This is a genomic window from Rhodococcus sp. P4_E4, from assembly GCF_056401575.1.
In genome coordinates, this window is sequence record NZ_JBFUJB010000015.1 from 160,662 (window position 1) to 181,718 (window position 21,057).

Consider the following 21,057-nt stretch of genomic DNA (forward strand, 5'->3'; position numbering starts at 1 on the left):
GGTCCCGCTCAGTCGAGTTGCTCGCGAAGATTACTCAAGGTCTTCGCGAGCAATCTCGACACATGCATCTGGGACACACCGACCTTCTCGGCGATCTGTGTCTGCGTCAGGTTTCCGAAGAATCTGAGCATCAACACCGTCCTCTCTCGCTCGGGAAGCTTGTCGAGAAGTGGACGTAATGCCTCGTGATTCTCGACGTTCTCGAGTGCGGCGTCGTAGTCACCGAGTGTTTCTACGAGCGGAAGATCGTCGGTGTGATTGGACGCGGCACCATCGACCGAGACGGTCTGGTACGCGTTGCCGGCGATCAGCGCCTGGGCAACTTCTTCACGTTCGATCCCCAACGTCTCGGCCAACTCGTCGACGGTCGGCGCGTGCCCGAGTTGTTGTGACAGCTCGCTGATGGCTTGCCCGAGTTGGAAGTGCAACTCCTTCATCCGGCGTGGAACCCGCAATGCCCAACCGGTGTCGCGGAAGTGTCGTCGAACTTCGCCCATCACGGTGGGAACCGCGAACGAGACGAAATCGGATCCCCGCGTGGAATCGAAACGGTCGACGGCGTTGACCAGACCGAGGCGCGCCACCTGAACCAGATCGTCGTGTGCCTCGCCGCGCCCGTCGAATCGTCTGGCGATGTGTTCGGCCAACGGTAGGCACCTGGTGATCAGTGCGGTGCGCACTCGTTCGTACTCCGGACTGTGGGGCTCGAGGGTCCGCATTTCCTCGAAAACGGGTATGACGTCCCGATATTCGTCGGTGGACCGCCGGCGCGGGCGTGACGGGCCGTCTGCGGAAGCGGTCACAGGCGCCCGCTGAGGGCCTTGGTGAACTTCATGGTCGTGATGTAGCCGACGCCGCCCAGGTTCTCTTCCTGGTCGAGCGAAATCGAATCGGTGAGTTCGGTGAGGATGTGCCACCCGAACGATCGCTGAGTGCTGTCCTCGTACTCCGTGGTTGTCGTCGATACGGATACGTGCAGTTGCGGGGGAGTGAACACGAACCGACACACCAGAACCGAATCAGGCGCAGCACGAACAATCAGATGCGTACAGATTTCGTCCATGGCCAGTTTGATGTCGGCGATGGCGTCGAGGTCGAAGTTTTCCTGAATGGCAACAGTGGCGGCCAGTGCACGCAAAATCGACAGCTGATCGAGAGTCGCTTGAATCCTCAACTCCACAACTGGCTGAGTCTGATCCTGATCGGGCTCGAGTGCGCTGAGGTGTGCCATAAGTTCTCCGGATCGTCGTACCAGGGGTCGCGGTGAAGTCTGGTGCCGAGAACGATACCCATCTCGACCTTCACAGTGACCCCCGAACACGAAATTTGGTCGATGGTGGTGCCGGGGTAAACGACACGATTCTGCTCACGACCGTTGGCGATCGCAACATCGGATTACCTCGCGGAACCGCAGACCAAACCACATTTTTGTTCGGAACACCGAAACGAATGGTCGCAACGCACTTGTGACGCCGGTCATGCTGGCGTACTGTTTCAAACCGAGGTTGAGCACACAGCCGATGAGGGATTTATCCGTAATTCTGGAGACCCGTTCATCGTGCGGCTCCTTCGGAGGTCCCTTCTCTTTTGCAGAGTGTAAACCGTTGCGGGATGGGAGAACCATGACTGTTGTTCCAGGATCATCTATTTCAGGCTTTACGAACGCGGCGAAGGGATCGGTAGATTACGGACCTCCCGCGACCGGGACAGCGACCGCATCGTTTCACGCGCACCGCATCAGTGCACATACCGCTGTGATCCACGTTCGTGGCGAGATCGACCTGATGAGCGCCAATGCTTTTCGTGACTTCTTGACGTACCACGTTGCCGCGGACCGGACGCTGGTTGTCGATCTCTCCGAACTCGAATTCATGGGGACGTGCGGCTTGTCCGTGCTGTCGGTCCTGTCGACGCGATCACGCGACGTGGGCGGCACACTCGCGCTCGTCTGCGCCCGCCCGGTTCAGAGGCTACTCAAAGCAGCTGGTCAGGAGTCGATGTTTGCCTGCTACGAGTCGCTGGATCATGCAATCGGACTCGAAGAGACCCGACGTTTCCCGGCTTGATACCGCCCTTTCGCCGATAGTTTCGAGTCACCTACAGTTTCGAGAAATCAGCTTCGTAGAGCCCGTCAGCGTCAGTGCACTTCACTTCGGTGAGTGCCCTTGTGTTGGCGGGCTCTCGGCGGTGCTGTGACGCAGCGGCCGTAGGTTCGGACCACCTCGGTGGCGACGTGATCCCATGAATACGATTCGCACGCTCGGGCCCGACTCTGCCGTGCAAACGCCGCGCCCTCGTCTTCGTCGTCGAGAAGATGCCGGACCGCGCGCGCGGTTTCCACGGGGCTGTTCACCGGCACCCGACGCCCCGTGAGTCCGTCGATCACCGTATCCCGCAGTCCGCCAACAGGAGTCGCGACTACAGGAACTCCGCACGCCATCGCTTCCAGCGCCGCGATTCCGAAAGGTTCGTATCTGGGGGTGCATACGAGGGCGTCGGCCGACCGCATCAGTTTCGGTAGCTGGCGGTGCGGAACGCGTCCCAACAATTGGACTCGATCTGCGACGCCGAGCCGCTCGGCGAGCTTGACCAAGCGGATCGCAACCTCGTCGGTGCTCAGTTGCGCGACGGGTGGCCCGCCGATCACCACCAACTCCGTGTCCGGCAGCGAAGCCAGCGCGGCGACGGCAACATCGAAGCCCTTCTGCTCCACCAGCCTTCCGACGCAGATCAATCGATGCGGCGCGGTCTTCTTCGCGGCGGGTCCCTCCGGGGTGAACGCTTCGGTATCGACGCCCGAGGGCACCATCGTGGTCCGTGATCGTGGTGACCCCTGCCGAACCAGATCGAAGATCTCGTCCGAACTTGTCGCGATCACATGGGTTGCGCCCCTGGCGATCAACGGTTCCAGGTGAGTCCGCTCCGATGGACTGTCGTCGGCTGCTCCGAGGTGTCGGTGCGCCGCAGATCCCAGGGAATGGAATGTCTGAAGTACGGGGATGCCGAGTGAGCGGGTCGCGAGTTCCGTTGCCACACCAGACATCCAGAAGTGCGAGTGCACCACATCGGGTCGGTCGGTACTCCACTGAGCGCGCAGAATGCTGGCAAAGGTGCCCAGGTGGGGGAGTATTTCGGCGTCCGGGAGAGCGTGTGTCGGGCCGGCTTCGAGATAGTCGACGGAGTACCCGGCGCGGGCGCGAACGCGGTCCGGTCCACCGACGTGTGCCCGCCTGGTGAAGACGGTGACATCGTGTCCGGCGCGAACCAGGGCCGCGGACAGTTCGTCGACGTGCAGGTTCTGTGCACCGGCTGCCGAGCAGCCCACCGGTGCGAGTGGATCGGCGTTCACCGACACCATGGAGATCTTCAGCATTCGTCCGGGAGCCATAGCGGGCGAGTACTTCATCGGGTCCCCTCTCCACTTGATCGGTTCGTCTGGGGATACCCGGAGTCCGTGATCTGAACCGGGTTTCGGCGCGGTCAGCGCTGGGCACATTCCAAACACGATGGCGAGGAGTGAGGTTCGATGACAGAACAAATGCTGGTCGACGCAACCGTCGGACTCGGGTTCGAGCGGTACGTACAACGGGTGGCGGTCGGCGTGGGGGCCGGCATAGAGCAATGGTGTTGCAGGCGCGAGCATCCTCTGGAGGCCTACATCGCGTTGGATCGAACTGTGCCGCGTTTCCCTGGGCGTGAGGTGGCGTTGCTGTGGGAGGAGACGTGCGGTTGGGCCCTGGCCGTGGAGACTCGTTCAGGGGAGGACCTCATCGTTCTCGGATATCTGGGCGAACACGCAGTGCCGACCCCGGACGCCGTCGCCGACTTTGCCGCGACACTGGGCACGCGCAGCCCGCACTGGGTCATGAACAGGCCACTGGCGGATTCGGACGAGACCGCGCGAGAACTACGGAGCTACTCCGGAAGTGCTTACGCCTGAACAGTATTGAGGTCCGATCAGCTCAGTTGACCACGTCCAGGATGGGATCGAGAACCGGAGTCGCTGCAGCCTCGACGGCAGGATCGTCCATGAGTTTGAAAACGATGTGACCGCCGAGCGCGCCACCGACACCGACCGCAGTGAGCCCCAGCACTGACAGAACTCGCGCCAGCGCGAGTGAATCCTTGCCGCGTAGCCTGTACGACGCGGCAAAAGACCAGATCCCCACAGCATTCGACGCGGCGTGTACCAGCCCCACACGGCGTGCGACGTCGCCACGTTCGGACCAGTCCAGCCAGCCTGTCAGCAAAGCCGGCGGCGTCGAGACAAGCCCGAGCCCGATCAACCGTCGTGCAGTCTGCGGATCGCCTGACACGTCGAAGATCAGCGAAGCCGTCCACGCGCCCGCGGGAATGGTCACGAGGGCGGGATGGATGGGATGCCCGACGAGGGCGCCGCGCAGAAGTGCGGTGACAGTACGCGATCTGTCGGATCGCTCGGTGATCTGGAGGATTCTGCGTCTGATGCCAGTGGACGGACCGTCCAGTCCGCGCGCCGATTCGATTCCGCGGTAAAGAGTTCCGATGTCCATGCAATTCGGCTACCCGGCGTAGACGTCGGGAAACCTCACGACAGGAGTGTCTTGTCGACCGTCATGCTCCGGCGTACGGTCGAAACGAAAGAGATCCGACCGGAGGAGCGAACGATGAAGCTCAATCTCTTTGCAGCGTGGGCGTCGTATTTCCTGGTGCTGGCCACAGTTGTCTGTCTCGGCAGCTTTCTCGTGGCCGCCGGTTCAGGGCACGGTGGTTGGGCGTTGATTGCCGGGCTCGCCGGCGTCGCGTCCATCGGACTGGCGGTTGCCCTGTACACCAGCACCGTTCATCACGACCACAAAGTGCACCGCGAATCCCCACACCTGTTCTGATCAGGACTGCTTCTGATCAGGACTGTGCCAGTCGCGCCTTCTCCGCCTCGATGTCGAAGTTGGCAGGCGGCCAGTCGAGATCGAGCTTTTCCAGAGCGTCGATCAGTAGCTCCGTGACCGCAATTCGGCTGTACCACTTCCGATCACACGGCACGACGTACCACGGCGCGTGCTCGGTCGACGTCTTGTCGAGCATTGCCTGATACGCCTGTTGATATGCAGGCCACAAACCGCGTTCGGTCACGTCACCCGGGTTGTACTTCCAGTACTTGTCCGGGCGGTCGAGCCGCTCTTCGAGCCGCTTCTTCTGCTCGTCGAGCGAGACGAACATCGCCACCTTCACGATGGTGGTTCCGGCGTCGACGAGTTCCTTCTCGAACTGGTTGATCTCGTCGTAGCGCGCGCTCCAGACATCCTCAGGGACAAGATCGTGGACACGCACGACCAGGACATCCTCGTAGTGGGAGCGATCGAACACACCGAGATAGCCGCCGCGGGGGAGTTCCTTCTTGATCCGCCAGAGGTAGTGATGTTGCTTTTCCTCTTCGGTCGGGACGCCGAAGGCCGCGTGCTGAACTCCCGAAGGATCCACGTGACCGATCACGTGTCGGACCATGCCACCCTTGCCTGCGGTGTCCATTCCTTGCAGGACCAGCAGGATGGAACGGCTGTCCCCGGACCTGCCGTTGGCGTAGAGCAACTCCTGCAGGTCGGACAGGACCGCGCCGCGCTCCTCGAGTAGTCGTTCGCCGTCAGCTTTGTTTCCGGTGAATCCCGGAGTGCTGTTGCGATCGAGTTGATCGAGTTCGAACCCGGGCTCCGCCCGCAGTGTCTTGGCGGCCGGTGTTTCCCACAGCGAGTCTTGTGCCATGCCGAAAGAGTGCCACAGGATCGACCCCTGTGGCTCGAAAGTTCGGTCTCGGGCGAGTCAGTCCTCGGCAGGCTTGACGAGGGGATGCGGAACCGACTTGAACTTGGCCGGTGATCCGTTGACCGCAGCAATGCCGGTGATGCCGCCCCACGTCATCATGGTGAGGTAGTCGATCAGCGATTCTGCGGACATCGACTTGTTGGAGATCCACCAGTGCGTCGCGAGCTGAATTCCGCCGACGATCCCGAACGCCCACGGCAGGGAACCGCCGGAATCCATCTCCATCTCGCGAAGACGATTGCCCAACACCGTGGAGAGCAATTCGGCGATCATGCGCTCGGAATCGGCAACGACGTCGCGGTTGGCGCCGGCGCCGTTGGCCATGACGTAGAGGTAGATGTCGGGGTCGGACGCCACCGTCTCGACGTACGCGGTGATGCTGGCCTGGGTGAGTTCGAAATCGTCGAGATCACCGCTGATCGCTTCGTAGATACGCGGCGACAGGATGGTCTCGACGTACCGCATCATCGTGGCGGTGGTGAGGTCGCTCTTGTCGGCGAAGTACCGGTAGAGCACGGTCTTGGACACACCGATCTCGGAGGCGATCTCGTCCATGCCGATCTCACGGCCGCGTGCCCGGATAGCAGCGATGGTGCCGTCGACGAGTTCCTCGCGGCGAGCGATCTTGTGTTCGCGCCACCGACGCTTGCGACCGTCGGATTTCTCGGGCTTCGCATCAGCAACGACTGGGCCGTCTACCTGCTCGTTGTCCTGCACGGCATTCTTGGCCACGAGTCATCTCATATCTGTGGTGCGAGCCACGTCCGATCGGTCTACTTTCTGGTCCAGCTTAATGTCCGTGCCTTTATCTCGGGCACTCACATCCGCAGTTCGGGGGATTAAGTCCTAGCGAATCGGACATCGTGTCGCTCGCGCTACGCCGCGTCACACCTTTCGGCACAATGGCGAGGGTGCAGCAACTGAGCCTCTCCGCCTTCGACGACGCCGCCAAGCGTCGGGACCTTCGCAAGATGAAAGTCTTCGCCACTGGCCTCCTCGGCTTCGCGACGGTGGTCTACATCTTCTGCCGGTGGCAGGAATCCCGCGGCGCCGGAGAGTGGGTCGGGTACGTCCGGGCCGCGTCCGAGGCGGGCATGGTCGGCGCGCTTGCCGACTGGTTTGCCGTCACCGCGCTCTTCCGTCATCCGATGGGGCTTCCCATCCCGCACACTGCCATCATCAAGCGTAAGAAAGACCAGCTCGGAGCCAGTTTGAGCTCGTTCGTCGGTCAGAACTTCCTGGCTCCCGAGGTTGTGTCGGCCAAGGTGCAGCAGGCGCAGATTCCGCTCCGCCTCGGTACGTGGATGGCTGAACCTGCCAATGCCGCTCGCGTCGCCGCCGAGACGTCGACGGTATTGCGCGGGATGGTCGAGGTTCTTCGCGACGAGGACATTGCCCAGATCATCGACAACACGATCGTGAAGCGGCTGGCCGAGCCCATGTGGGGACCGCCGATCGGCCGAGTGCTCGGGGAGTTGCTCAAGGACAACAAGCAACTGCCGATCATCGAATTGCTTGCCGAGCGCGCGCATCAGTGGGCACTCGGCAGCCAGGAGACGATCGACCGTGTGATCGTTCGCGATTCGCCGGCGTGGTCGCCGAAATTCGTCGACGCGATGCTGGGGGAGAAGATCTACAAGGAACTCGTCGAGTTCACCTGGAAGGTCCGTTCCAACCCCGAACACGAGGTACGCCTCGCCGCCAACCGCTTCCTGATCGACTTCGCCGATGATCTGCAGAACGACCCGGAGACCATCAAGAAGGCCGAAGGGATCAAGGCGGAGATCATGGGCCGCGAGGAAGTGACGGGTCTGGCGTCGTCGACGTGGCAGGTCGCCAAGCGCCTCATCATGGAGTCGGTCGACGATCCGAACAGCACCCTGCGGACCAAGGTCGCCGAGAACGTTGCCGGCTTCGGAGTCAGGCTGCGAGACGACGAATCCATGCGTGAGAAGGTCGACGGCTGGCTGGTGCAGGGCACCAAGTACATCGCGGAGAACTACACCGACGAGATCACCGGAGTCATCAGCGACACGGTCGAGCGGTGGGATGCCGACGAAGCGAGCCAGAAAATCGAGCTGCAGGTCGGTCGAGATCTTCAGTTCATCCGTATCAACGGCACCGTTGTCGGCTCGATCGCCGGGCTGCTGATCTACACGATTTCGACGCTCATCTTCGGCTGAGCTGTCCGGTATGTGACGTCCGCCACGAGTGCTAGCAGTAGTGCTTGCAATAGTTAGCACCCTCTCCTATCCTGGGAAATGTCCACTGGAAAGGGAGGACGCAATGCCAGCGAAGTCGACGAACTCCGATGACGGAGATCGTGAATTATCCGGTGCCGCAGCCGGAGCAAGCGACTTGGCAGCTCGCGTCGTCAGCTCTGCGGCACACGACATCGGGGGGTTCATTCGTGCACAGCGGGAAGCCGCCCAAGTTTCGATGCGCCAACTTGCTCAACTCGCCGGCGTCAGCAATCCGTATCTGAGTCAGATCGAACGCGGATTGCGTAAACCGTCGGCAGACGTACTGGCGCAAATTGCCAAGGGTCTTCGGGTCTCATCAGAAGTCCTGTACGTCCAAGCGGGATATCTCGAACAACGCCCGCACAGTCCCATCAGGGACGCGGTGTTGGCCGAGACGGCCATCAACGAACGGCAGAAGCAAGTACTGCTCGAAATCTACGACTCGTTCTGTCGCGAGAACGAGTCGTCCAGACCAGCCGCAGCGCCCGATTTCGCTGAATCGGCCGCAATTCCAGACACCGAGACTTCACTAGGAGAACAAGATGACTGACAAGAACGCCATCGACAGCGTCAAGACCTCGCTCTACGCCGCTGTCGGCGCAGGCGACCTGGTTGTCCAGGCCGTGGCCGATGTAGTCGCTCAGGTTCGTGAGCGCGCCGAGAACACCCAGGGTGACGTCAACGGCCGTGTCGACGGTGCCCGCGAGAAGCTTGCTTCCGTTCAGGGTGACGTTGCCGAGAGCGTCGAGGCACTGCGCGAGCGTCTCGCCGGCCTGCCGTCCGAGCTGCCCGAAGAGCTCGCCGAGCTGCGAGAGAAGTTCGCACCCGAGGAACTCCGCAAGGTCGCCGAGGCATACCTCAAGGTTGCCGGCGATCTGTACAACTCCCTCGCGGAGCGCGGCGAAGACGCAGTCGAGCGCATCCGCAAGCAGCCCGCAGTCGAAGAGGGCATCGCTGCTGCAGAGTCGGCACTCGGCGACGCCGTCGAGCTGACCGAAGATGCACTCGGAACCGTTGCTCGTCAGACGCGCGCCGTGGGCGAGCAGGCTGCCAAGCTGGCCGGCCGCGCTGCCGGACGCATCTCCGACACCGCAGAAGAGGTCGGCGAGAAGATCGCTGACGCCGGCGAGAAGATCGCCGACGCAGGCGACGAGGCAGCACTGAAGGTCCTCGACCTCGGTGACCAGGCAGACGAGGCTTCCAAGGAAGCTGCCGCTCGCGTGACCGCTGCCGCTTCCGACGTCCAGGAGCGCGCGACCACCGCCGCCAAGAAGGCTGCTCCGGCCAAGGCTGCTCCGGCAAAGGCTGCTCCGGCCAAGGCCACCGCGCCGGCTCCGGCCAAGAAGGCTGCTCCGGCCAAGAAGGCCTGATTTTGCCCAGCTCCACCTGACGAAGGCTCCCGCGCTCAGCCGAGTGTGGGAGCCTTCGTGTTCGTCGGGAACCGGATGAGAACTTAGGATGTAGTTGTGACTCAAGTCGATGGGCTAGTCGGTCTGATCTTTCTCGCACTGAAAGTGCTCGCGTTGGTGGGTGCTGTCTACGCGATCGTTCATGCCGTCAGGCAGCGTCCGGACGCCTTTACCGCGGTCAACAAATTGACCAAGCCGATCTGGCTCGGAATTCTGATCGTTGCGGCGTTGATCCTGCTGGCGACATCCCCTGTCGGTCTCCTGGGCATCATCGCGGTTGTTGCAGTGTGTGTATATCTCGTCGACGTTCGACCGCGCGTGGACGACATCCAGCATGGCGGTTCCCGCTGGTAGGGGGCCGCGGTTTCTGCTCATCCGGTGACGCGGTTCCAGGTCACCGTGTGTTGCCCCACTCTTCGCTCCAACGCTGACAACGCGCGTTGTTCGAGTGATAGTGTCGGTTAACGGCAGTCACACATAGATTGCATCCGTCTGTCGTCAGCAGCAGTCAGGGGTAAATGTATGTCCAGTCGTTCGCGCACCACAGAGCTTCGAGTACTGGCAGGCGCCGTCGGAGTGGGAGCACTCGTCGCGGCAGTCGCTGGGATCCGTCATCGGCGATCCACGCGCGGGTTGACTCTTTCGAGCGACGTCGAGCCCAACGCACTCCTGAAGACTCCGACGCTCAAAGCTGATATCAGCGAACTGACCACCGACGACGGTGCGATCATCAATGTCCGGGCTTACGGTCCCGTCGACGGCGATCCGATCGTTCTCAGTCACGGCTGGACGTGCTCAACCGAATTCTGGTACCCGCAGGTCAATGCGCTTGCCGGTGAATATCGCGTCATCACCTACGATCAGCGCGGTCACGGACGCAGCACCGTCGGTAATCTTCCGCTCGGCCCGGACGTCCTCGCCGACGACCTTTCTGCCGTGCTGGCAGCCACGGTTCGCGAGGACAAGAAGGCGGTCATCGTCGGTCACAGCATGGGCGGGATGAGCATCATCGCCTGGGCTGGTCGTCACCCCGACGAGGTCAAGAAGTACGCGTCGGCGGTCATGCTCGCGAGCACCGCGAGTGAAAGGTTGATCGCCGAGACCACGGTCATCCCACTGCCCAATCGCTTTCCTCGGGTGCCGGTCCCCGTGGGCCGCGCCATCCTCAGTTCGCCCGTTCCGTTTGTCTCCTCGGGCGCCATGACGAAGGCGATCCAGTACGTCTCGATGTCACCGAACGCGACCAAGGCCGAGATTCAGTTCTGCGAGAACATCGTTCGTGAGTGCAAGCCGCGGATTCGTGGCGGTTGGGGAGCAGCGCTGAGCACCCTCGACATTCACGAGGGACTCGACAATCTCGAAGTGCCGACCACCGTGCTCGTCGGTTCGCTCGATCGGCTCACTCCGCCGGTCCATGCGCGCAAGCTTGCGCAGGTCCTCGACGACGCCGGCAACCTCGAACGGTTGATCGTGTTGCCGGGCGTCGGTCACATGTCGTCGATCGAGAACATCGACGAGTTCGACAAGGAAATCGTGCGACTGCGCAATCTCTAGCGCAACGCAGCTCTAGCTGAAGACGACCGTCTTGCGCCCGTGGACCAGAACCCGATCCTCGAGGTGCCAGCGCAGTCCGCGTGAGAGCACGAGCTTTTCGATGTCTCGGCCCTGCCGGACCATGTCGGCGACATCGTCGGCGTGGTCGACGCGGATCACGTCCTGCTCGATGATCGGACCGGCATCGAGTTCGGCGGTCACGTAGTGGCAGGTGGCGCCGATCAACTTCACGCCGCGGGCGAACGCCTGGTGATAGGGGCGGGCACCGATGAACGACGGCAAGAAGCTGTGGTGGATGTTGATCGCGCGGCCGGCCCAGTGCTCGCACAGTGATTCGGGCAGCACCTGCATGAAGCGTGCAAGAACCACGGCATCGGGGTTGTGAGCGTCGACCAGGGCGCGGACCTTCTCGAAGGACAGTCCCCGTTCGGCCGGGTCCTTGGCGAACGGAACGTGGTGGAAGTCGATCCCGTGGCGCTCGGTGACACTGCGCAGGTCCTCGTGATTTCCGATGACGGCGCTGATCTCTGCCGGAAGTTCTCCGCCCGCGGCGCGGCCCAGGAGGTCATGCAAGCAGTGACCTTCCTTGCTCACGAGCAGCACGATCTTCTTGGGTGCGCCGGAGTCGTGAAGAGTCCACTCGGTTTCCGGACCGATCTCGGCCGCAACAGCTTTGAACCGTTCACGAAGCTCGTCGATGCTCATGCTCACAGACGACGCACGGACCGCCTGACGCGTGAAGAACCATCCGGTGTCGGCATCGGCGTGGTATGCGGCCTCCACGATCCATCCACCGACGTCGGTGAGAAAGGTCGAGATGCGTGCGACGATGCCCGTGGTGTCGGGGCAGCCGAGGGACAGAACATAGCGACGATCGTCGATCGAAGGTGCAGCGGTCATGCGGCCTAGTCTCTCAGGTGCGGCTGCGGCGACGGTCGCGTGGTGGTGTGCCAAGCTTTCCATCATGTCTGAAGCTGCACTCACTCGTTCCCAGGTTGCCGCGATGGTGGACCACACTCTCCTCAAACCCGAAGCCACCGCGGCCGATGTGACCGCCCTGATCGACGAGGCGCGCAGTCTCGGTGTGCTGGCCGTCTGTGTCTCGCCGTCGATGTTGCCGATTCGCGCCGACGGACTGGTGACGGCGGCCGTCGTCGGATTCCCGTCGGGGAAGCATCATTCACTGGTCAAGGGTGCCGAAGCGCGACTGGCCGTCGATCAGGGCGCTACCGAGATCGACATGGTCATCGACGTAGGAGCGGCGGTCGCGGGCGACTACAGCGCTGTGCTCGCAGACATCCTCACCGTCCGTGAGGCGATGGGGGAGAGTGCGATCCTCAAAGTGATTCTCGAAACCGCTGCTCTGTCCGACGAGGCCATCGTCGAATGCTGCCGCGCGGCCGTGCGCGCCGGGGCGAACTTCGTCAAGACCTCCACCGGCTTCCACCCCGCGGGTGGGGCGACGGTCGAGGCCGTCGAACTGATGGCACGGACGGTCGGCCCAGGCGTGGGAGTCAAGGCCAGTGGCGGAATACGTACGACGCAGGCCGCACTCGACATGATTGCGGCCGGCGCCACCCGTCTCGGATTGTCCGGAACCCGAGCAGTATTGGACGGTCTGACCGACTAGGTCAGCAGGCCGCAGCTGTCCGGCACCGCCGAGGCGTTCTGGTTGTTCGCGTCGGCGACGGGCATGGCGTAAGCGCCGCCCTCCAGTGAGATCTGGATTGCGTCGTCGGTGACGGTCAGCTTGGTGGGCTTCATGTCCAGCGGGTACGTCTGCAGGCTGTCGGTGAGTGTCTGGACGATGCCGTCGACCAGGTCTGTCGGCAGACCCAATCCGAGAATCTCGGCGCCGACGGTCTGAACGTCGACCACACCGTTGGTGACGGTGGGCTTGACCGTGAGCTTCGCGAGCCCGACCGGTCCGACGTCGAACGCGAGTGTTCCGGCGCTCGAGTCGGCGGTGACGCCGGAGACGAGGCCACCGAAGGTCTGCTCCTGCAAGGTGGCGAGAATGCCTGCGGTAGACCAGGTGACGTCGGCGCTGGAGCTGCCGATGGTGCCGCTGTTACCCGCCGAGGGCTGCAAGTTGATGTCGTTCACCTTCGCGTGAACCTGCATGCCCGTTGCGGGGCCGAACGAAGAGTCGTCACTGTCGATGCTGATGTACGGCACCTTCTTGTCGACTGCCTGCAGGAGTACGGGCTTCCAGCTCAACCCGACGTCGACCTGGGATCCCAGTTCGCTCTGGAACTGATCGGCCATGCAGGTCTTCACCTGGTTGCGTACGTACAGTTCTCCACCGACGAGTGCCGCCACGAGCACGGCGATCACCACGAGAAGGATGACGAGCACTCGGTTGCGCGGACGAGGGTTGTTCGCTGCGACAGTCATTCGCCAGATTCTTCCCGACGAGTCTGAACGAACTCTGTGAATACGCACTTCCTCATTCCTGTGATGCGCGACACAGTCGCCCGTAGTCTGTTCGAAACGGCGTTTTCGACGGTCACCGGAGGTGGTCATGGCTTCGGACTACGAATCACTCGAGCTGCTGGCGCTGCGACAGTGTGGATTTGTCACGGCTCTCCAAGCGTCCGAACTGGGTTTCGGTCTGGCGTCGATGGAGGAGATGACGGAATCCGGAACATGGACATGTGAGTGCCGGGGACTCTTTCGCCTCGAACGCGTCAGACATACTGCCTTGGACGAATTTGCGAAGTGGTGCACGTGGTTCGCCGGTAGCGCCACCGTCTCGCATTACAGCGCCGCAGATCTACATGGCCTCGGGCACCTGCAACCTCGCTTCATTCATCTCTCGACAGCGCACCCACTCGCGGCGCCGACCCGCCAAGTCGCCCTGCACCGACTGCCGCTCGCGGACGACGAGTGCGAACAGATTGGACCCATCCGCATCACCACGCCTCTGCGCACCGTGCACGACCTCGCATCAGGTGGAATTTCTCAAGTTCTGCTCAACGAAGTAGTCGCCGATGCGGTAGCGATAGGTCGACTGGACGCGCACGAGTTGTATCTCTCGTGTGAAAACGCGAGCATCGACGTTGCCGTCCGAGTGGAGTTGGCGCTCGCCGCAAGCCTGTAGTCGAGATTGATTTTCTATGCTTCTGCGACCTTCTGGCATCACGTTTGAAATCGAATATGACACCAATATCAGAGATTTGAAATGCGCTACTTCGGGGCGAATATTCTGACTTCAGTGCAGGTGGGGCGATATCTGGACTAGTACTTCGGGACTTTCGACCCATGATCGCTGCAGCTTGGTGATGTCGGCGATGAACTAATTCGGCGAAAAGCGTAGTTACTTTACAGTCAATGGGATAACGTCACGGCATCAAAAGCAGACGGACGCTTGTCCTGGACGGCTGTCTGCTCCCGTGTGCGAGAGGGATGTGGATGTCCGTGAGTGGTGTTCGTCGTGTTGTCGGTGGTTTGAGTGCGTTTGCTGTTGCTGCGGGTTTCGCGGTGGTTGCGGGTGTCGGGGTTGCTGGTGCGGCTCCGGTGACGGCTGAGTTCAATTCCGATGGGTACAAGGTGACTCGGACGATCAGTAACGGCACGCCGTCCGAGGGTGATGTGATCACGTCGAAGACGGTGTTCAAGCGAACTGCTGGGGTTCACAATCTGTATGCGGTGCGCGATTTTCATCCGGCGTGTATGACGTATGTCGATGGTTCGGCGACGGTGAACGGTAGTGCGTTCCGTGTCAACGAGGTGGCTACTGATTCTGTTCGGTTGAGTGCGGGTGCTACGGAGTGGCCGATGTGGGGCGGTGACGTCAAGACGTTCGAATTCCAGTATCGCGTCGGCGCGGATTGTGCTCGTGGTACCAATTTGTCGACGACGGTGCATTTCGACGGGACGGTGTTCGTTGACGACACGACGAATGGTCGTGGCCCGTCGATCAATGTTCAGAAGAACGTCTCGACGACGGCCGTGTCACCGGTCAGTGGCGCTCAGGTGGGGCAGCCGGTGACGTTGAGTGCGACGGTGACCGGTGGTGCCGACGGTGATTCGGTGGAGTTCTTCGACGCAGGTTCCAAGATCGGTGCGGGCGCGCTCGCCAATGGTGTTGCAACACTTGCCTGGACACCGACCACCCGTGGAGACCACTCGATCACAGCGAAGTTCGCCGACACGGCGCGTGCCGTCGGTTCCGCTTCGGCAGCGCTGATCGTGAACGTTTCGCAGGCCGATGCTCAGTCCAGTACGACGCTGGCGCCGATCTCGGGCGCGCAGGTCGGCAAGTCGACCACTCTCAAAGCGACTGTGTCCGCGTCGGGCACCGGTGGAACGGTCACGTTCAAGGTCGGCGGAACGGTGCTCGCTTCGGTGCCGGTGGCAGGCAACGGTGAAGCGACCTACGCCTGGGTTCCGACGGTTGCCGGTGCGCAGAACGTCGAGGCTGTGTTCGCCGGCAGATCCGGCGTCACCGGGTCGAGTACCACCGCGAATGTGACAGTCGCCGAACAGCCCGCCGGAACAACAAGCTCCACAACAGATCTCAGCGTAGTAGCGGGGCAGGTCGGCGTTGCACAGACGATCTCCGCTCAGATCAGTCCTGCAAATGCCGGTGGCACAGTCACCTTCAAGGACGGCGAGACCGTCATCGGCACGGCTACGGTCGATTCATCCGGAAAGGCCAGCCTTTCGTGGAAGCCCGCAACTCAGGGTCAGCGAATTGTCGCGGCGGAGTACTCGGGCGCCGGCACGGTGACGGCATCCTCCGATCAGGTCTCCGTCCAGATCGCCGCACCGGTCGACGGTGAAGAACCTGGCAACGGCACCGGTTCGCTCGGCAGCCTCGGCAACATCTTCGGCTCCTAGCAATCGATACCCGGTGATGCCCCGCCCGCTTCAGGTGGTGGGGCATCACCCATATCCCTCACTTCTCGAGAAGGAAAATCTATGTCTGTAGGTTCTGCACGTCGTGCAGTTGCAGGTTTGAGTGTGTTTGCTGTTGCTGCGGGTTTCGCGGCGGTTACGGGTCTCGGGGTTGCGGGAGCTGCGCCGGAGACACCGGGTTCGTTGACGTGGAATGCGAACAACTACGAATACACGCGGACGATCAGCAATGTGACTCCGTCCGAGGGCGAGACGATCACCGTGAAGACTGTGTTCAAGCGGAAGAACATCGTCGTGGATTACCTGTATGCGATCAAGGATGTTCATCCGACATGTCTGACGTACGTCGAGGGTTCGGCGAAGGTGAATGGTTCGACGCGGAGTGTCGAGTCCAAGGGTGCTGATTTTGTTCGTGTGAAGGGGTCACTGACAGAGTGGCCGCTGTACAACAACGACTCGAAGACTTTCGAGTTCAAGTACACGGTGGGCGCGGATTGTGCGCGTGAGGTGCCGTTGGATACTTCGGTGCATTACAACGCGTCAGTGACGAGTTCCGATTTCCAGAACAAGGGCCCGGCGGTGACGGTGTCGAAGAACATTTCGGCGACGACGCTGTCACCGGCCAGTGGCGTGAAGTTGGGACAACCTGTTCCGCTGAGCGCGACGGTGACCGGTGGTGCCGACGGTGATTCGGTGGAGTTCTTCGACGGTGCCACCAAGATCGGTGCGGGCGCGCTCGCCAATGGTGTTGCAACACTTGCCTGGACGCCGGCTGACATCCGAACCCACAGCGTGACGGCCAAGTACCTCGGAAATGCAAAGGTGGCGACCTCCACGTCGTCAGCTGTCGACGTCGTCGTGTCCGAAGCGGACAAGAGCACTGCAACCGCGATCACCGGTCCCGCAAGTGCAGTTGCAGGTGAGTCCGTGACCGTCGAGGCTACGGTGTCGCCTACTCCGGCGGGTGGCACGGTGCAGTTCAAAGACGGTGCAACCGACCTCGGCGGCGCCGTTACCGTCGATGCCAACGGCAAGGCCTCGCTGACGAATTCCTATGCAGAAGGCGCGCATTCGATCGTGGCGGTGTACTCCGGTTCCGGTGTCTACCAGGCCTCGACGTCGGCGCCGCATGCGTTGACAGTCGCTCCGGTGGTGGTCGAGGAGAACACAACGACCACACTCGTCGGCCCGTCGACGGCGTCGACCGGTGAGGCATTGTCGTTCACTGCCTCGGTCTCGACCGGTGCTGCAGGTGGCACCGTGCAGTTCAAGGAAGGTGGCAGGGATCTGGGCCCCTCGGTTCCAGTGGACGCCACGGGTAAGGCGACAACCATGCCGACCTTCAACGTGGCGGGCGAGTACAGCATCACCGCAGTATTCTCGGGTTCGGGCAACTACCTGGGTTCGACGTCCAACACCCAGACTGTGAACGTCAAGGCGCCGGCTCCCACCGACCAGCAGACCCAGACGGTCTTGACCGTTCCGGCGGATGCAAAAACCGGTACGGCAGTTGGTCTGTCCGTAACCGTCACGCCGACGCCGGTTGGCGGCACAGTGCAGTTCAAGGACGGCTCGGGCAATCTCGGCTCGCCGGTGCCGGTCGTCGAGGGCAAGGCGTCGATCATGCACGAGTTCGCGAGCGTCGGTACGCACGACATCACGGCCGTCTACTCGGGTGCAACGGGATTCCTCACTTCTACCTCGGCCGCTCAGTCGGTTTCGGTCACGGCTCCGGCCGCGGAGGATCAGGAAACGTCCATCACCGTGAGCGCTGCGGCGTCAGCGGTCAAGGGCGCGAAGGTTGATCTCGTTGCGGCAGTGGCACCTACGCTCAGCGCAGGAACCGTTCAGTTCATGGACGGAACCACCCCGATCGGTGGACCGGTTGCGGTAGTGAACGGTAAGGCCACGCTCTCGCACACCTTCACCGAACTCGGAGATCGCCGAATCACCGCGGTGTTCAGCGGAACTGACGGCTACCTCGGTTCCGAGACCCAGGCCGCAGTTACCGTCAAGGTCACGGCAGAGCCCGACGGCGGCGATCCCGGCAACGGCGGCAGTTCGACAGGTTCGCTGGGAAGCCTGGAAAACATCTTCGGGTCCTAGCCCGACGCCTGCACACGGACGCCTCGCCGCGGAGACAACCTCTGCGGCGAGGCGTTTCCCGTCTGCGAGTTCAGGGGTTCGGCGCTACGACATGCCATGGCACCGTCAGGATGCAGTCGCGAAGACGTCGTCGCGCGGGTTGCACGGGAATTCCTTGCGCCCGAAGAATTTCCAATGCGGCAGCCCATCGATGTCGAGGTCCGAACGAGGCGTGTGGCGCAGCGGTGGCCCAGGCTCGATCGGCCGCGCTGAGCAGCGCGTGGATCGGCTCACCTGGAACGTTGCGGTGAATGAGAGCCTTCGGGAGACGTTCCGCGATGTCGGAAGGACGCTCGATGTCGAAGGGGTCCCAGGCCAGTGTCAGGGTCAATGGACGATCGGCGTCGAGAAGCACCCAGGCGCAACGCCTCCCGAGCTCGTCGCAGGTTCCGTCGAGTAGCAGTCCGCCGGGGGCGAGGCCGGACTGAATGTGTGCCCACGCAGAGTCCACCGCGTCCTCCGGGTATTGCCGGAGGACGTTGAAGGCGCGTACGAAAACGGGTGTGAGACCGGCCAGTTCGAATCCGCCACGGGCGAAGCTGACACCGTCACGACTCTCGACTACGCGAGCGGGGTCGATCTCGAGCCCGATGACGCGTCGATCCCGCCGGACAGCGGTGAGGCGGCTTGCCATCTCGAAGGTGGTGTCCGGCCTCGCCCCGTACCCGAGGTCGACGATCAACGGATCGGCCGCATTGTTCAGGGCGCGAGCGATAGTGCGGTTGTGGACGATCCACCGGTCACTTCGTCGCAGTCTGTTGATCCCCGTCGTGCCACGGGTGATGACCCCCTCGATCTTCGGGGGTGGAGCCTTCTTCACGCCGGATTCAGCGTGCGGCGAGCCAGGTCGCCGTGACCTGGGCTTCGGTGCGGAACAGATCGACGAGGTTGATGAGCATGAGCTGTTCCAACTTCGCGCCGATGAACGGTATGAAGACCTTCGCCTCGGACGTGGTTCGCAGCGTGGACCCGGTATCGGTCGCGAACAATTCCATGGTCCCGGACAGATTCCCCGGCCCGGCCGGGATGGACGCTTCGTACGTTCCGGTCACGGTGTCACCGAAGGCGCCGTACGACTCCTTGCGCGTGATGACCAGATCCTTCTTCATCACCGTCTGAGCAATGTCCGGCAAATCGGTGCGCGGAAGAATGTGGTGCAGTACGAGATCGATTCCGGAATCGGTGACCTCGAAATGTTCCACATGGTTCTCGGAATGCTTGCGCATCTCCTCGACGCGGGCCTCCCAGTACGAGCGGTCCGCCAGTGCCGCGTAGACCTGCTCGGGGGAGTGCTGATAGCGGGCGGAGTAGTCGATGCGGCGAGCCATGATCGGAAAGAATACCTGTTACGCGCTGTGACAAGCCAAATTGGCCGTATCCACAACTATCGCCGCCCGCAGGATCTTACTTCGCGATCCACTCCCGGGTGAAGTCCTGTTCGGCCTGGATGAGCCGGACAACCTCGTCGACGATCGCGCTTTCGATCTTTCCGCCGAGGAACGGGATCTTGACCTCGACCTCACCCTCGATCTCGAGAGTGGCGGAGTTCTCGTCGCCAGTCAGGACCTGCGTGCCCTCGATACGGGCGGGAACACCGTCGACGTGGGCGGAGAAGGTGCCAGTGGCCTTGCCGTCCTTGAAAGGAGCCATCGTCTCACTGCGCTTGATGACGATGTCGCCGTTGACGACCTTCGACACCATGCTCGGGAGATGCTCGGCAGCAATGATCTGCGACATCGTGACCGCGACGGTCTCGTCGCGAACGGTCAGCTCTTCGATCGCCGCGCCGGGACCACCGACAGCGACGATTCGGTCGCGCCAGTACTGCTCGGAGGTCACCGCCTCATGGACCTTCTCGGCGGGGACTGTGTACTTCGACGAATGCTCGATGCGACGGCTCACGATTGTGGAGGCTACCGTTTATCGATGTGTGGGACGTAACCATTGGCAGACGCGTCGTGGAATCAGGCGCTTTCGTGTCCGAGAACGTTGACTTGTCGGGATTGACGACGCTCCGAATCGGGGGACCGGCGCGGCTGCTCGCCGAATGCCCGACGACGCAGTCGTTGATCGACGTCGTGACGCTGCTCGATCGCGAGCAGATCCCGACGCTGATTCTCGCCGGCGGATCGAATCTCGTGATCTCGGACGCGGGATTCGACGGAGTTGTCGTTCGTGTGGCCAACACCACCGTGAGCCTCGACACGGACCGCGTCATTGCCGAAGCGGGCGCAGTGTGGGACGAAGTAGTCGGCCAATCCGTCGCCGCGGAACTGGGCGGCCTCGAATGCCTGTCCGGGATTCCGGGCTCGACCGGTGCGACGCCGGTGCAGAACGTCGGCGCGTACGGCGTCGAGGTGGGCTCGCGGCTCCGGCAGGTTCAATTGCTCGACCGACGCAGCGGCGAAGTGTCGTGGGTCGAACCGTCGAAACTCGAGTTGGGCTACCGGTCGAGCGTTCTCAAGCATTCCGATGCAGCAGTGGTTCTCGCCGTCGAATTCGATGCGTCGACCGACGGATTGAGCGCCCCGCTCGCGTACCGCGAACTGTTCACTGCACTCGGGGCCGAGGAAGGCGAGCGGTTGCCTGCGTCGCAGGTCCGCGAGGCGGTTCTGGGATTGCGGACCGGCAAGGCGATGGTGCTCGATCCGTACGACCACGACACGTGGAGCGCGGGTTCATTCTTCACCAACCCCGTGGTGCCGGACGACAAGCTGCCCGCTGTGCTCGGAGCAATAACCGAACAGCTCGGAGACGTCACCGTGCCGCAGTTCCCGGGCAGTGGTGGAACCAAGCTCTCGGCCGGATGGTTGATCGAACGGGCCGGATTCTCGAAGGGTTATCCCGGTGAAGATGCACCGGCCAGGCTGTCGACGAAACACACCTTGGCGTTGACCAACAGAGGGTCGGCAACGAGCGCGGATGTGGTCTCGCTCGCGCGGACGGTTCGCGACGGCGTCGAAGCCGCGTTCGGCGTCCACCTGGAACCGGAACCGGTAACTGTGGGCTTCACCATCTGATTCCTGACGGAGCCCGCAGGTAGC

24 protein-coding genes are annotated in these 21,057 nt (G+C 62.3%); 13 read left to right on the plus strand and 11 right to left on the minus strand.

Features of this window, described 5'->3' with window-relative positions:
* Positions 1–8: 8 nt before the first annotated feature.
* Together AC1DVN_RS17475 and AC1DVN_RS17480 are read right to left on the minus strand one after the other, a co-directional pair.
* The gene (locus AC1DVN_RS17475; RefSeq protein WP_020906739.1) at positions 9–803 is read right to left on the minus strand and encodes an RNA polymerase sigma factor SigF; all 795 of its coding nucleotides are present in this window, start codon (positions 801–803) and stop codon (positions 9–11) included.
* Positions 800–1,231: an ATP-binding protein gene (locus AC1DVN_RS17480; RefSeq protein ID WP_020968899.1), complete on the minus strand. Its 432-nt coding sequence runs from the start codon at positions 1,229–1,231 to the stop codon at positions 800–802. The genes AC1DVN_RS17475 and AC1DVN_RS17480 overlap by 4 nt, the downstream gene beginning before the upstream one ends.
* A gap of 391 nt (positions 1,232–1,622) precedes the next feature.
* Between AC1DVN_RS17480 and AC1DVN_RS17485 the strand changes: the two genes are divergently transcribed.
* Entirely contained in the window at positions 1,623–2,066 is a 444-nt protein-coding gene (locus AC1DVN_RS17485; RefSeq protein ID WP_020968900.1) for an STAS domain-containing protein, read from the plus strand.
* A gap of 71 nt (positions 2,067–2,137) precedes the next feature.
* On the opposite strand, the gene AC1DVN_RS17490 is transcribed toward AC1DVN_RS17485, so the two are convergent.
* Positions 2,138–3,406 (minus strand): glycosyltransferase, encoded by a 1,269-nt coding sequence (locus AC1DVN_RS17490; RefSeq protein ID WP_020906742.1) that lies wholly within the window; start codon positions 3,404–3,406, stop codon positions 2,138–2,140.
* A 120-nt stretch (positions 3,407–3,526) separates the two neighbouring features.
* Between AC1DVN_RS17490 and AC1DVN_RS17495 the strand changes: the two genes are divergently transcribed.
* A complete protein-coding gene (locus AC1DVN_RS17495) occupies positions 3,527–3,940 on the plus strand; it encodes a DUF6292 family protein (RefSeq protein WP_003941464.1) in 414 nt (137 codons plus the stop codon).
* 22 nt (positions 3,941–3,962) lie between these two features.
* Here AC1DVN_RS17495 and AC1DVN_RS17500 read toward each other — a convergent pair whose 3' ends face one another.
* A complete protein-coding gene (locus AC1DVN_RS17500) occupies positions 3,963–4,532 on the minus strand; it encodes a DUF2231 domain-containing protein (RefSeq protein WP_092765583.1) in 570 nt (189 codons plus the stop codon).
* Between the two features lie 114 nt (positions 4,533–4,646).
* Between AC1DVN_RS17500 and AC1DVN_RS17505 the strand changes: the two genes are divergently transcribed.
* Positions 4,647–4,868 carry a hypothetical protein gene (locus AC1DVN_RS17505; protein WP_020968904.1) on the plus strand — a complete coding sequence of 74 codons (222 nt, stop codon included), beginning with the start codon at positions 4,647–4,649 and terminating at the stop codon, positions 4,866–4,868.
* Between the two features lie 16 nt (positions 4,869–4,884).
* On the opposite strand, the gene AC1DVN_RS17510 is transcribed toward AC1DVN_RS17505, so the two are convergent.
* Positions 4,885–5,739: a polyphosphate kinase 2 family protein gene (locus AC1DVN_RS17510; protein ID WP_019744420.1), complete on the minus strand. Its 855-nt coding sequence runs from the start codon at positions 5,737–5,739 to the stop codon at positions 4,885–4,887.
* A gap of 57 nt (positions 5,740–5,796) precedes the next feature.
* The gene (locus tag AC1DVN_RS17515; protein ID WP_003941527.1) at positions 5,797–6,531 is read right to left on the minus strand and encodes a TetR/AcrR family transcriptional regulator; all 735 of its coding nucleotides are present in this window, start codon (positions 6,529–6,531) and stop codon (positions 5,797–5,799) included.
* 170 nt (positions 6,532–6,701) lie between these two features.
* Here AC1DVN_RS17515 and AC1DVN_RS17520 point away from each other — a divergent pair, with 170 nt between their 5' ends.
* The 5 genes from AC1DVN_RS17520 (at position 6,702) to AC1DVN_RS17540 (ending at position 11,005) form a co-directional block, all read left to right on the plus strand.
* A complete protein-coding gene (locus AC1DVN_RS17520) occupies positions 6,702–7,982 on the plus strand; it encodes a DUF445 domain-containing protein (RefSeq protein WP_020968906.1) in 1,281 nt (426 codons plus the stop codon).
* Between the two features lie 103 nt (positions 7,983–8,085).
* On the plus strand, positions 8,086–8,592 hold the full coding sequence (locus AC1DVN_RS17525) for a helix-turn-helix domain-containing protein (RefSeq protein WP_019744418.1): 507 nt from the start codon (positions 8,086–8,088) through the stop codon (positions 8,590–8,592).
* Positions 8,585–9,412, plus strand: a complete 828-nt coding sequence (locus AC1DVN_RS17530) for a heparin-binding hemagglutinin (RefSeq protein ID WP_019744417.1) — start codon at positions 8,585–8,587, stop codon at positions 9,410–9,412. The genes AC1DVN_RS17525 and AC1DVN_RS17530 overlap by 8 nt, the downstream gene beginning before the upstream one ends.
* Before the next feature lie 96 nt (positions 9,413–9,508).
* Complete coding sequence (locus tag AC1DVN_RS17535) at positions 9,509–9,805, plus strand: DUF2516 family protein (protein WP_003941505.1); 297 nt, start codon at positions 9,509–9,511, stop codon at positions 9,803–9,805.
* A gap of 168 nt (positions 9,806–9,973) precedes the next feature.
* Positions 9,974–11,005, plus strand: coding sequence for an alpha/beta fold hydrolase (locus tag AC1DVN_RS17540; protein WP_021333908.1), 1,032 nt, complete (start codon positions 9,974–9,976; stop codon positions 11,003–11,005).
* Positions 11,006–11,017: 12 nt separating this feature from the next.
* Here AC1DVN_RS17540 and purU read toward each other — a convergent pair whose 3' ends face one another.
* Complete coding sequence (gene purU / locus AC1DVN_RS17545; RefSeq protein ID WP_092765581.1) at positions 11,018–11,905, minus strand: formyltetrahydrofolate deformylase; 888 nt, start codon at positions 11,903–11,905, stop codon at positions 11,018–11,020.
* 64 nt (positions 11,906–11,969) lie between these two features.
* Here purU and deoC point away from each other — a divergent pair, with 64 nt between their 5' ends.
* Positions 11,970–12,635, plus strand: a complete 666-nt coding sequence (deoC, locus tag AC1DVN_RS17550) for a deoxyribose-phosphate aldolase (protein ID WP_020906748.1) — start codon at positions 11,970–11,972, stop codon at positions 12,633–12,635.
* On the opposite strand, the gene AC1DVN_RS17555 is transcribed toward deoC, so the two are convergent.
* Complete coding sequence (locus tag AC1DVN_RS17555) at positions 12,632–13,402, minus strand: LmeA family phospholipid-binding protein (protein ID WP_029254824.1); 771 nt, start codon at positions 13,400–13,402, stop codon at positions 12,632–12,634. The two genes, deoC and AC1DVN_RS17555, sit on opposite strands and share 4 nt — an antisense overlap.
* A 127-nt stretch (positions 13,403–13,529) precedes the next feature.
* Here AC1DVN_RS17555 and AC1DVN_RS17560 point away from each other — a divergent pair, with 127 nt between their 5' ends.
* The 3 genes from AC1DVN_RS17560 (at position 13,530) to AC1DVN_RS17570 (ending at position 17,974) form a co-directional block, all read left to right on the plus strand.
* The gene (locus AC1DVN_RS17560) at positions 13,530–14,108 is read left to right on the plus strand and encodes a type IV toxin-antitoxin system AbiEi family antitoxin domain-containing protein (RefSeq protein WP_020906750.1); all 579 of its coding nucleotides are present in this window, start codon (positions 13,530–13,532) and stop codon (positions 14,106–14,108) included.
* Between the two features lie 311 nt (positions 14,109–14,419).
* Positions 14,420–15,850: an Ig-like domain-containing protein gene (locus tag AC1DVN_RS17565; RefSeq protein ID WP_069146286.1), complete on the plus strand. Its 1,431-nt coding sequence runs from the start codon at positions 14,420–14,422 to the stop codon at positions 15,848–15,850.
* Between the two features lie 81 nt (positions 15,851–15,931).
* Positions 15,932–17,974 carry an Ig-like domain-containing protein gene (locus tag AC1DVN_RS17570; RefSeq protein WP_197940889.1) on the plus strand — a complete coding sequence of 681 codons (2,043 nt, stop codon included), beginning with the start codon at positions 15,932–15,934 and terminating at the stop codon, positions 17,972–17,974.
* A 70-nt stretch (positions 17,975–18,044) separates the two neighbouring features.
* On the opposite strand, the gene AC1DVN_RS17575 is transcribed toward AC1DVN_RS17570, so the two are convergent.
* From AC1DVN_RS17575 to AC1DVN_RS17585, 3 genes are all read right to left on the minus strand, one after another.
* On the minus strand, positions 18,045–18,833 hold the full coding sequence (locus AC1DVN_RS17575) for a hypothetical protein (protein WP_019744410.1): 789 nt from the start codon (positions 18,831–18,833) through the stop codon (positions 18,045–18,047).
* A gap of 7 nt (positions 18,834–18,840) precedes the next feature.
* Positions 18,841–19,341, minus strand: a complete 501-nt coding sequence (locus AC1DVN_RS17580; RefSeq protein WP_019744409.1) for a DUF2505 domain-containing protein — start codon at positions 19,339–19,341, stop codon at positions 18,841–18,843.
* A 76-nt stretch (positions 19,342–19,417) separates the two neighbouring features.
* Positions 19,418–19,915 carry a DUF2505 domain-containing protein gene (locus AC1DVN_RS17585; protein WP_019744408.1) on the minus strand — a complete coding sequence of 166 codons (498 nt, stop codon included), beginning with the start codon at positions 19,913–19,915 and terminating at the stop codon, positions 19,418–19,420.
* A gap of 74 nt (positions 19,916–19,989) precedes the next feature.
* On the opposite strand from AC1DVN_RS17585, the gene AC1DVN_RS17590 reads away from it, so the two are divergent.
* Positions 19,990–21,033: a UDP-N-acetylmuramate dehydrogenase gene (locus AC1DVN_RS17590; protein ID WP_020906754.1), complete on the plus strand. Its 1,044-nt coding sequence runs from the start codon at positions 19,990–19,992 to the stop codon at positions 21,031–21,033.
* Positions 21,034–21,057 lie beyond the last annotated feature (24 nt).

What these genes read in the sequence shown, in the direction of transcription:
- AC1DVN_RS17555 (WP_029254824.1), bottom strand. Translation starts at nt 13,402, where the DNA reads ATGACTGTCGCAGCGAACAACCCTCGTCCGCGCAACCGAGTGCTCGTC.
- AC1DVN_RS17490 (WP_020906742.1), bottom strand. Translation starts at nt 3,406, where the DNA reads ATGAAGTACTCGCCCGCTATGGCTCCCGGACGAATGCTGAAGATCTCC.
- AC1DVN_RS17485 (WP_020968900.1), top strand. Translation starts at nt 1,623, where the DNA reads ATGACTGTTGTTCCAGGATCATCTATTTCAGGCTTTACGAACGCGGCG.
- AC1DVN_RS17530 (WP_019744417.1), top strand. Translation starts at nt 8,585, where the DNA reads ATGACTGACAAGAACGCCATCGACAGCGTCAAGACCTCGCTCTACGCC.
- deoC (WP_020906748.1), top strand. Translation starts at nt 11,970, where the DNA reads ATGTCTGAAGCTGCACTCACTCGTTCCCAGGTTGCCGCGATGGTGGAC.
- purU (WP_092765581.1), bottom strand. Translation starts at nt 11,905, where the DNA reads ATGACCGCTGCACCTTCGATCGACGATCGTCGCTATGTTCTGTCCCTC.
- AC1DVN_RS17580 (WP_019744409.1), bottom strand. Translation starts at nt 19,341, where the DNA reads ATGGCTCGCCGCATCGACTACTCCGCCCGCTATCAGCACTCCCCCGAG.
- AC1DVN_RS17480 (WP_020968899.1), bottom strand. Translation starts at nt 1,231, where the DNA reads ATGGCACACCTCAGCGCACTCGAGCCCGATCAGGATCAGACTCAGCCA.
- AC1DVN_RS17565 (WP_069146286.1), top strand. Translation starts at nt 14,420, where the DNA reads ATGTCCGTGAGTGGTGTTCGTCGTGTTGTCGGTGGTTTGAGTGCGTTT.
- AC1DVN_RS17510 (WP_019744420.1), bottom strand. Translation starts at nt 5,739, where the DNA reads ATGGCACAAGACTCGCTGTGGGAAACACCGGCCGCCAAGACACTGCGG.
- AC1DVN_RS17500 (WP_092765583.1), bottom strand. Translation starts at nt 4,532, where the DNA reads ATGGACATCGGAACTCTTTACCGCGGAATCGAATCGGCGCGCGGACTG.
- AC1DVN_RS17520 (WP_020968906.1), top strand. Translation starts at nt 6,702, where the DNA reads ATGGCGAGGGTGCAGCAACTGAGCCTCTCCGCCTTCGACGACGCCGCC.
- AC1DVN_RS17540 (WP_021333908.1), top strand. Translation starts at nt 9,974, where the DNA reads ATGTCCAGTCGTTCGCGCACCACAGAGCTTCGAGTACTGGCAGGCGCC.
- AC1DVN_RS17525 (WP_019744418.1), top strand. Translation starts at nt 8,086, where the DNA reads ATGCCAGCGAAGTCGACGAACTCCGATGACGGAGATCGTGAATTATCC.
- AC1DVN_RS17495 (WP_003941464.1), top strand. Translation starts at nt 3,527, where the DNA reads ATGACAGAACAAATGCTGGTCGACGCAACCGTCGGACTCGGGTTCGAG.
- AC1DVN_RS17560 (WP_020906750.1), top strand. Translation starts at nt 13,530, where the DNA reads ATGGCTTCGGACTACGAATCACTCGAGCTGCTGGCGCTGCGACAGTGT.
- AC1DVN_RS17505 (WP_020968904.1), top strand. Translation starts at nt 4,647, where the DNA reads ATGAAGCTCAATCTCTTTGCAGCGTGGGCGTCGTATTTCCTGGTGCTG.
- AC1DVN_RS17570 (WP_197940889.1), top strand. Translation starts at nt 15,932, where the DNA reads ATGTCTGTAGGTTCTGCACGTCGTGCAGTTGCAGGTTTGAGTGTGTTT.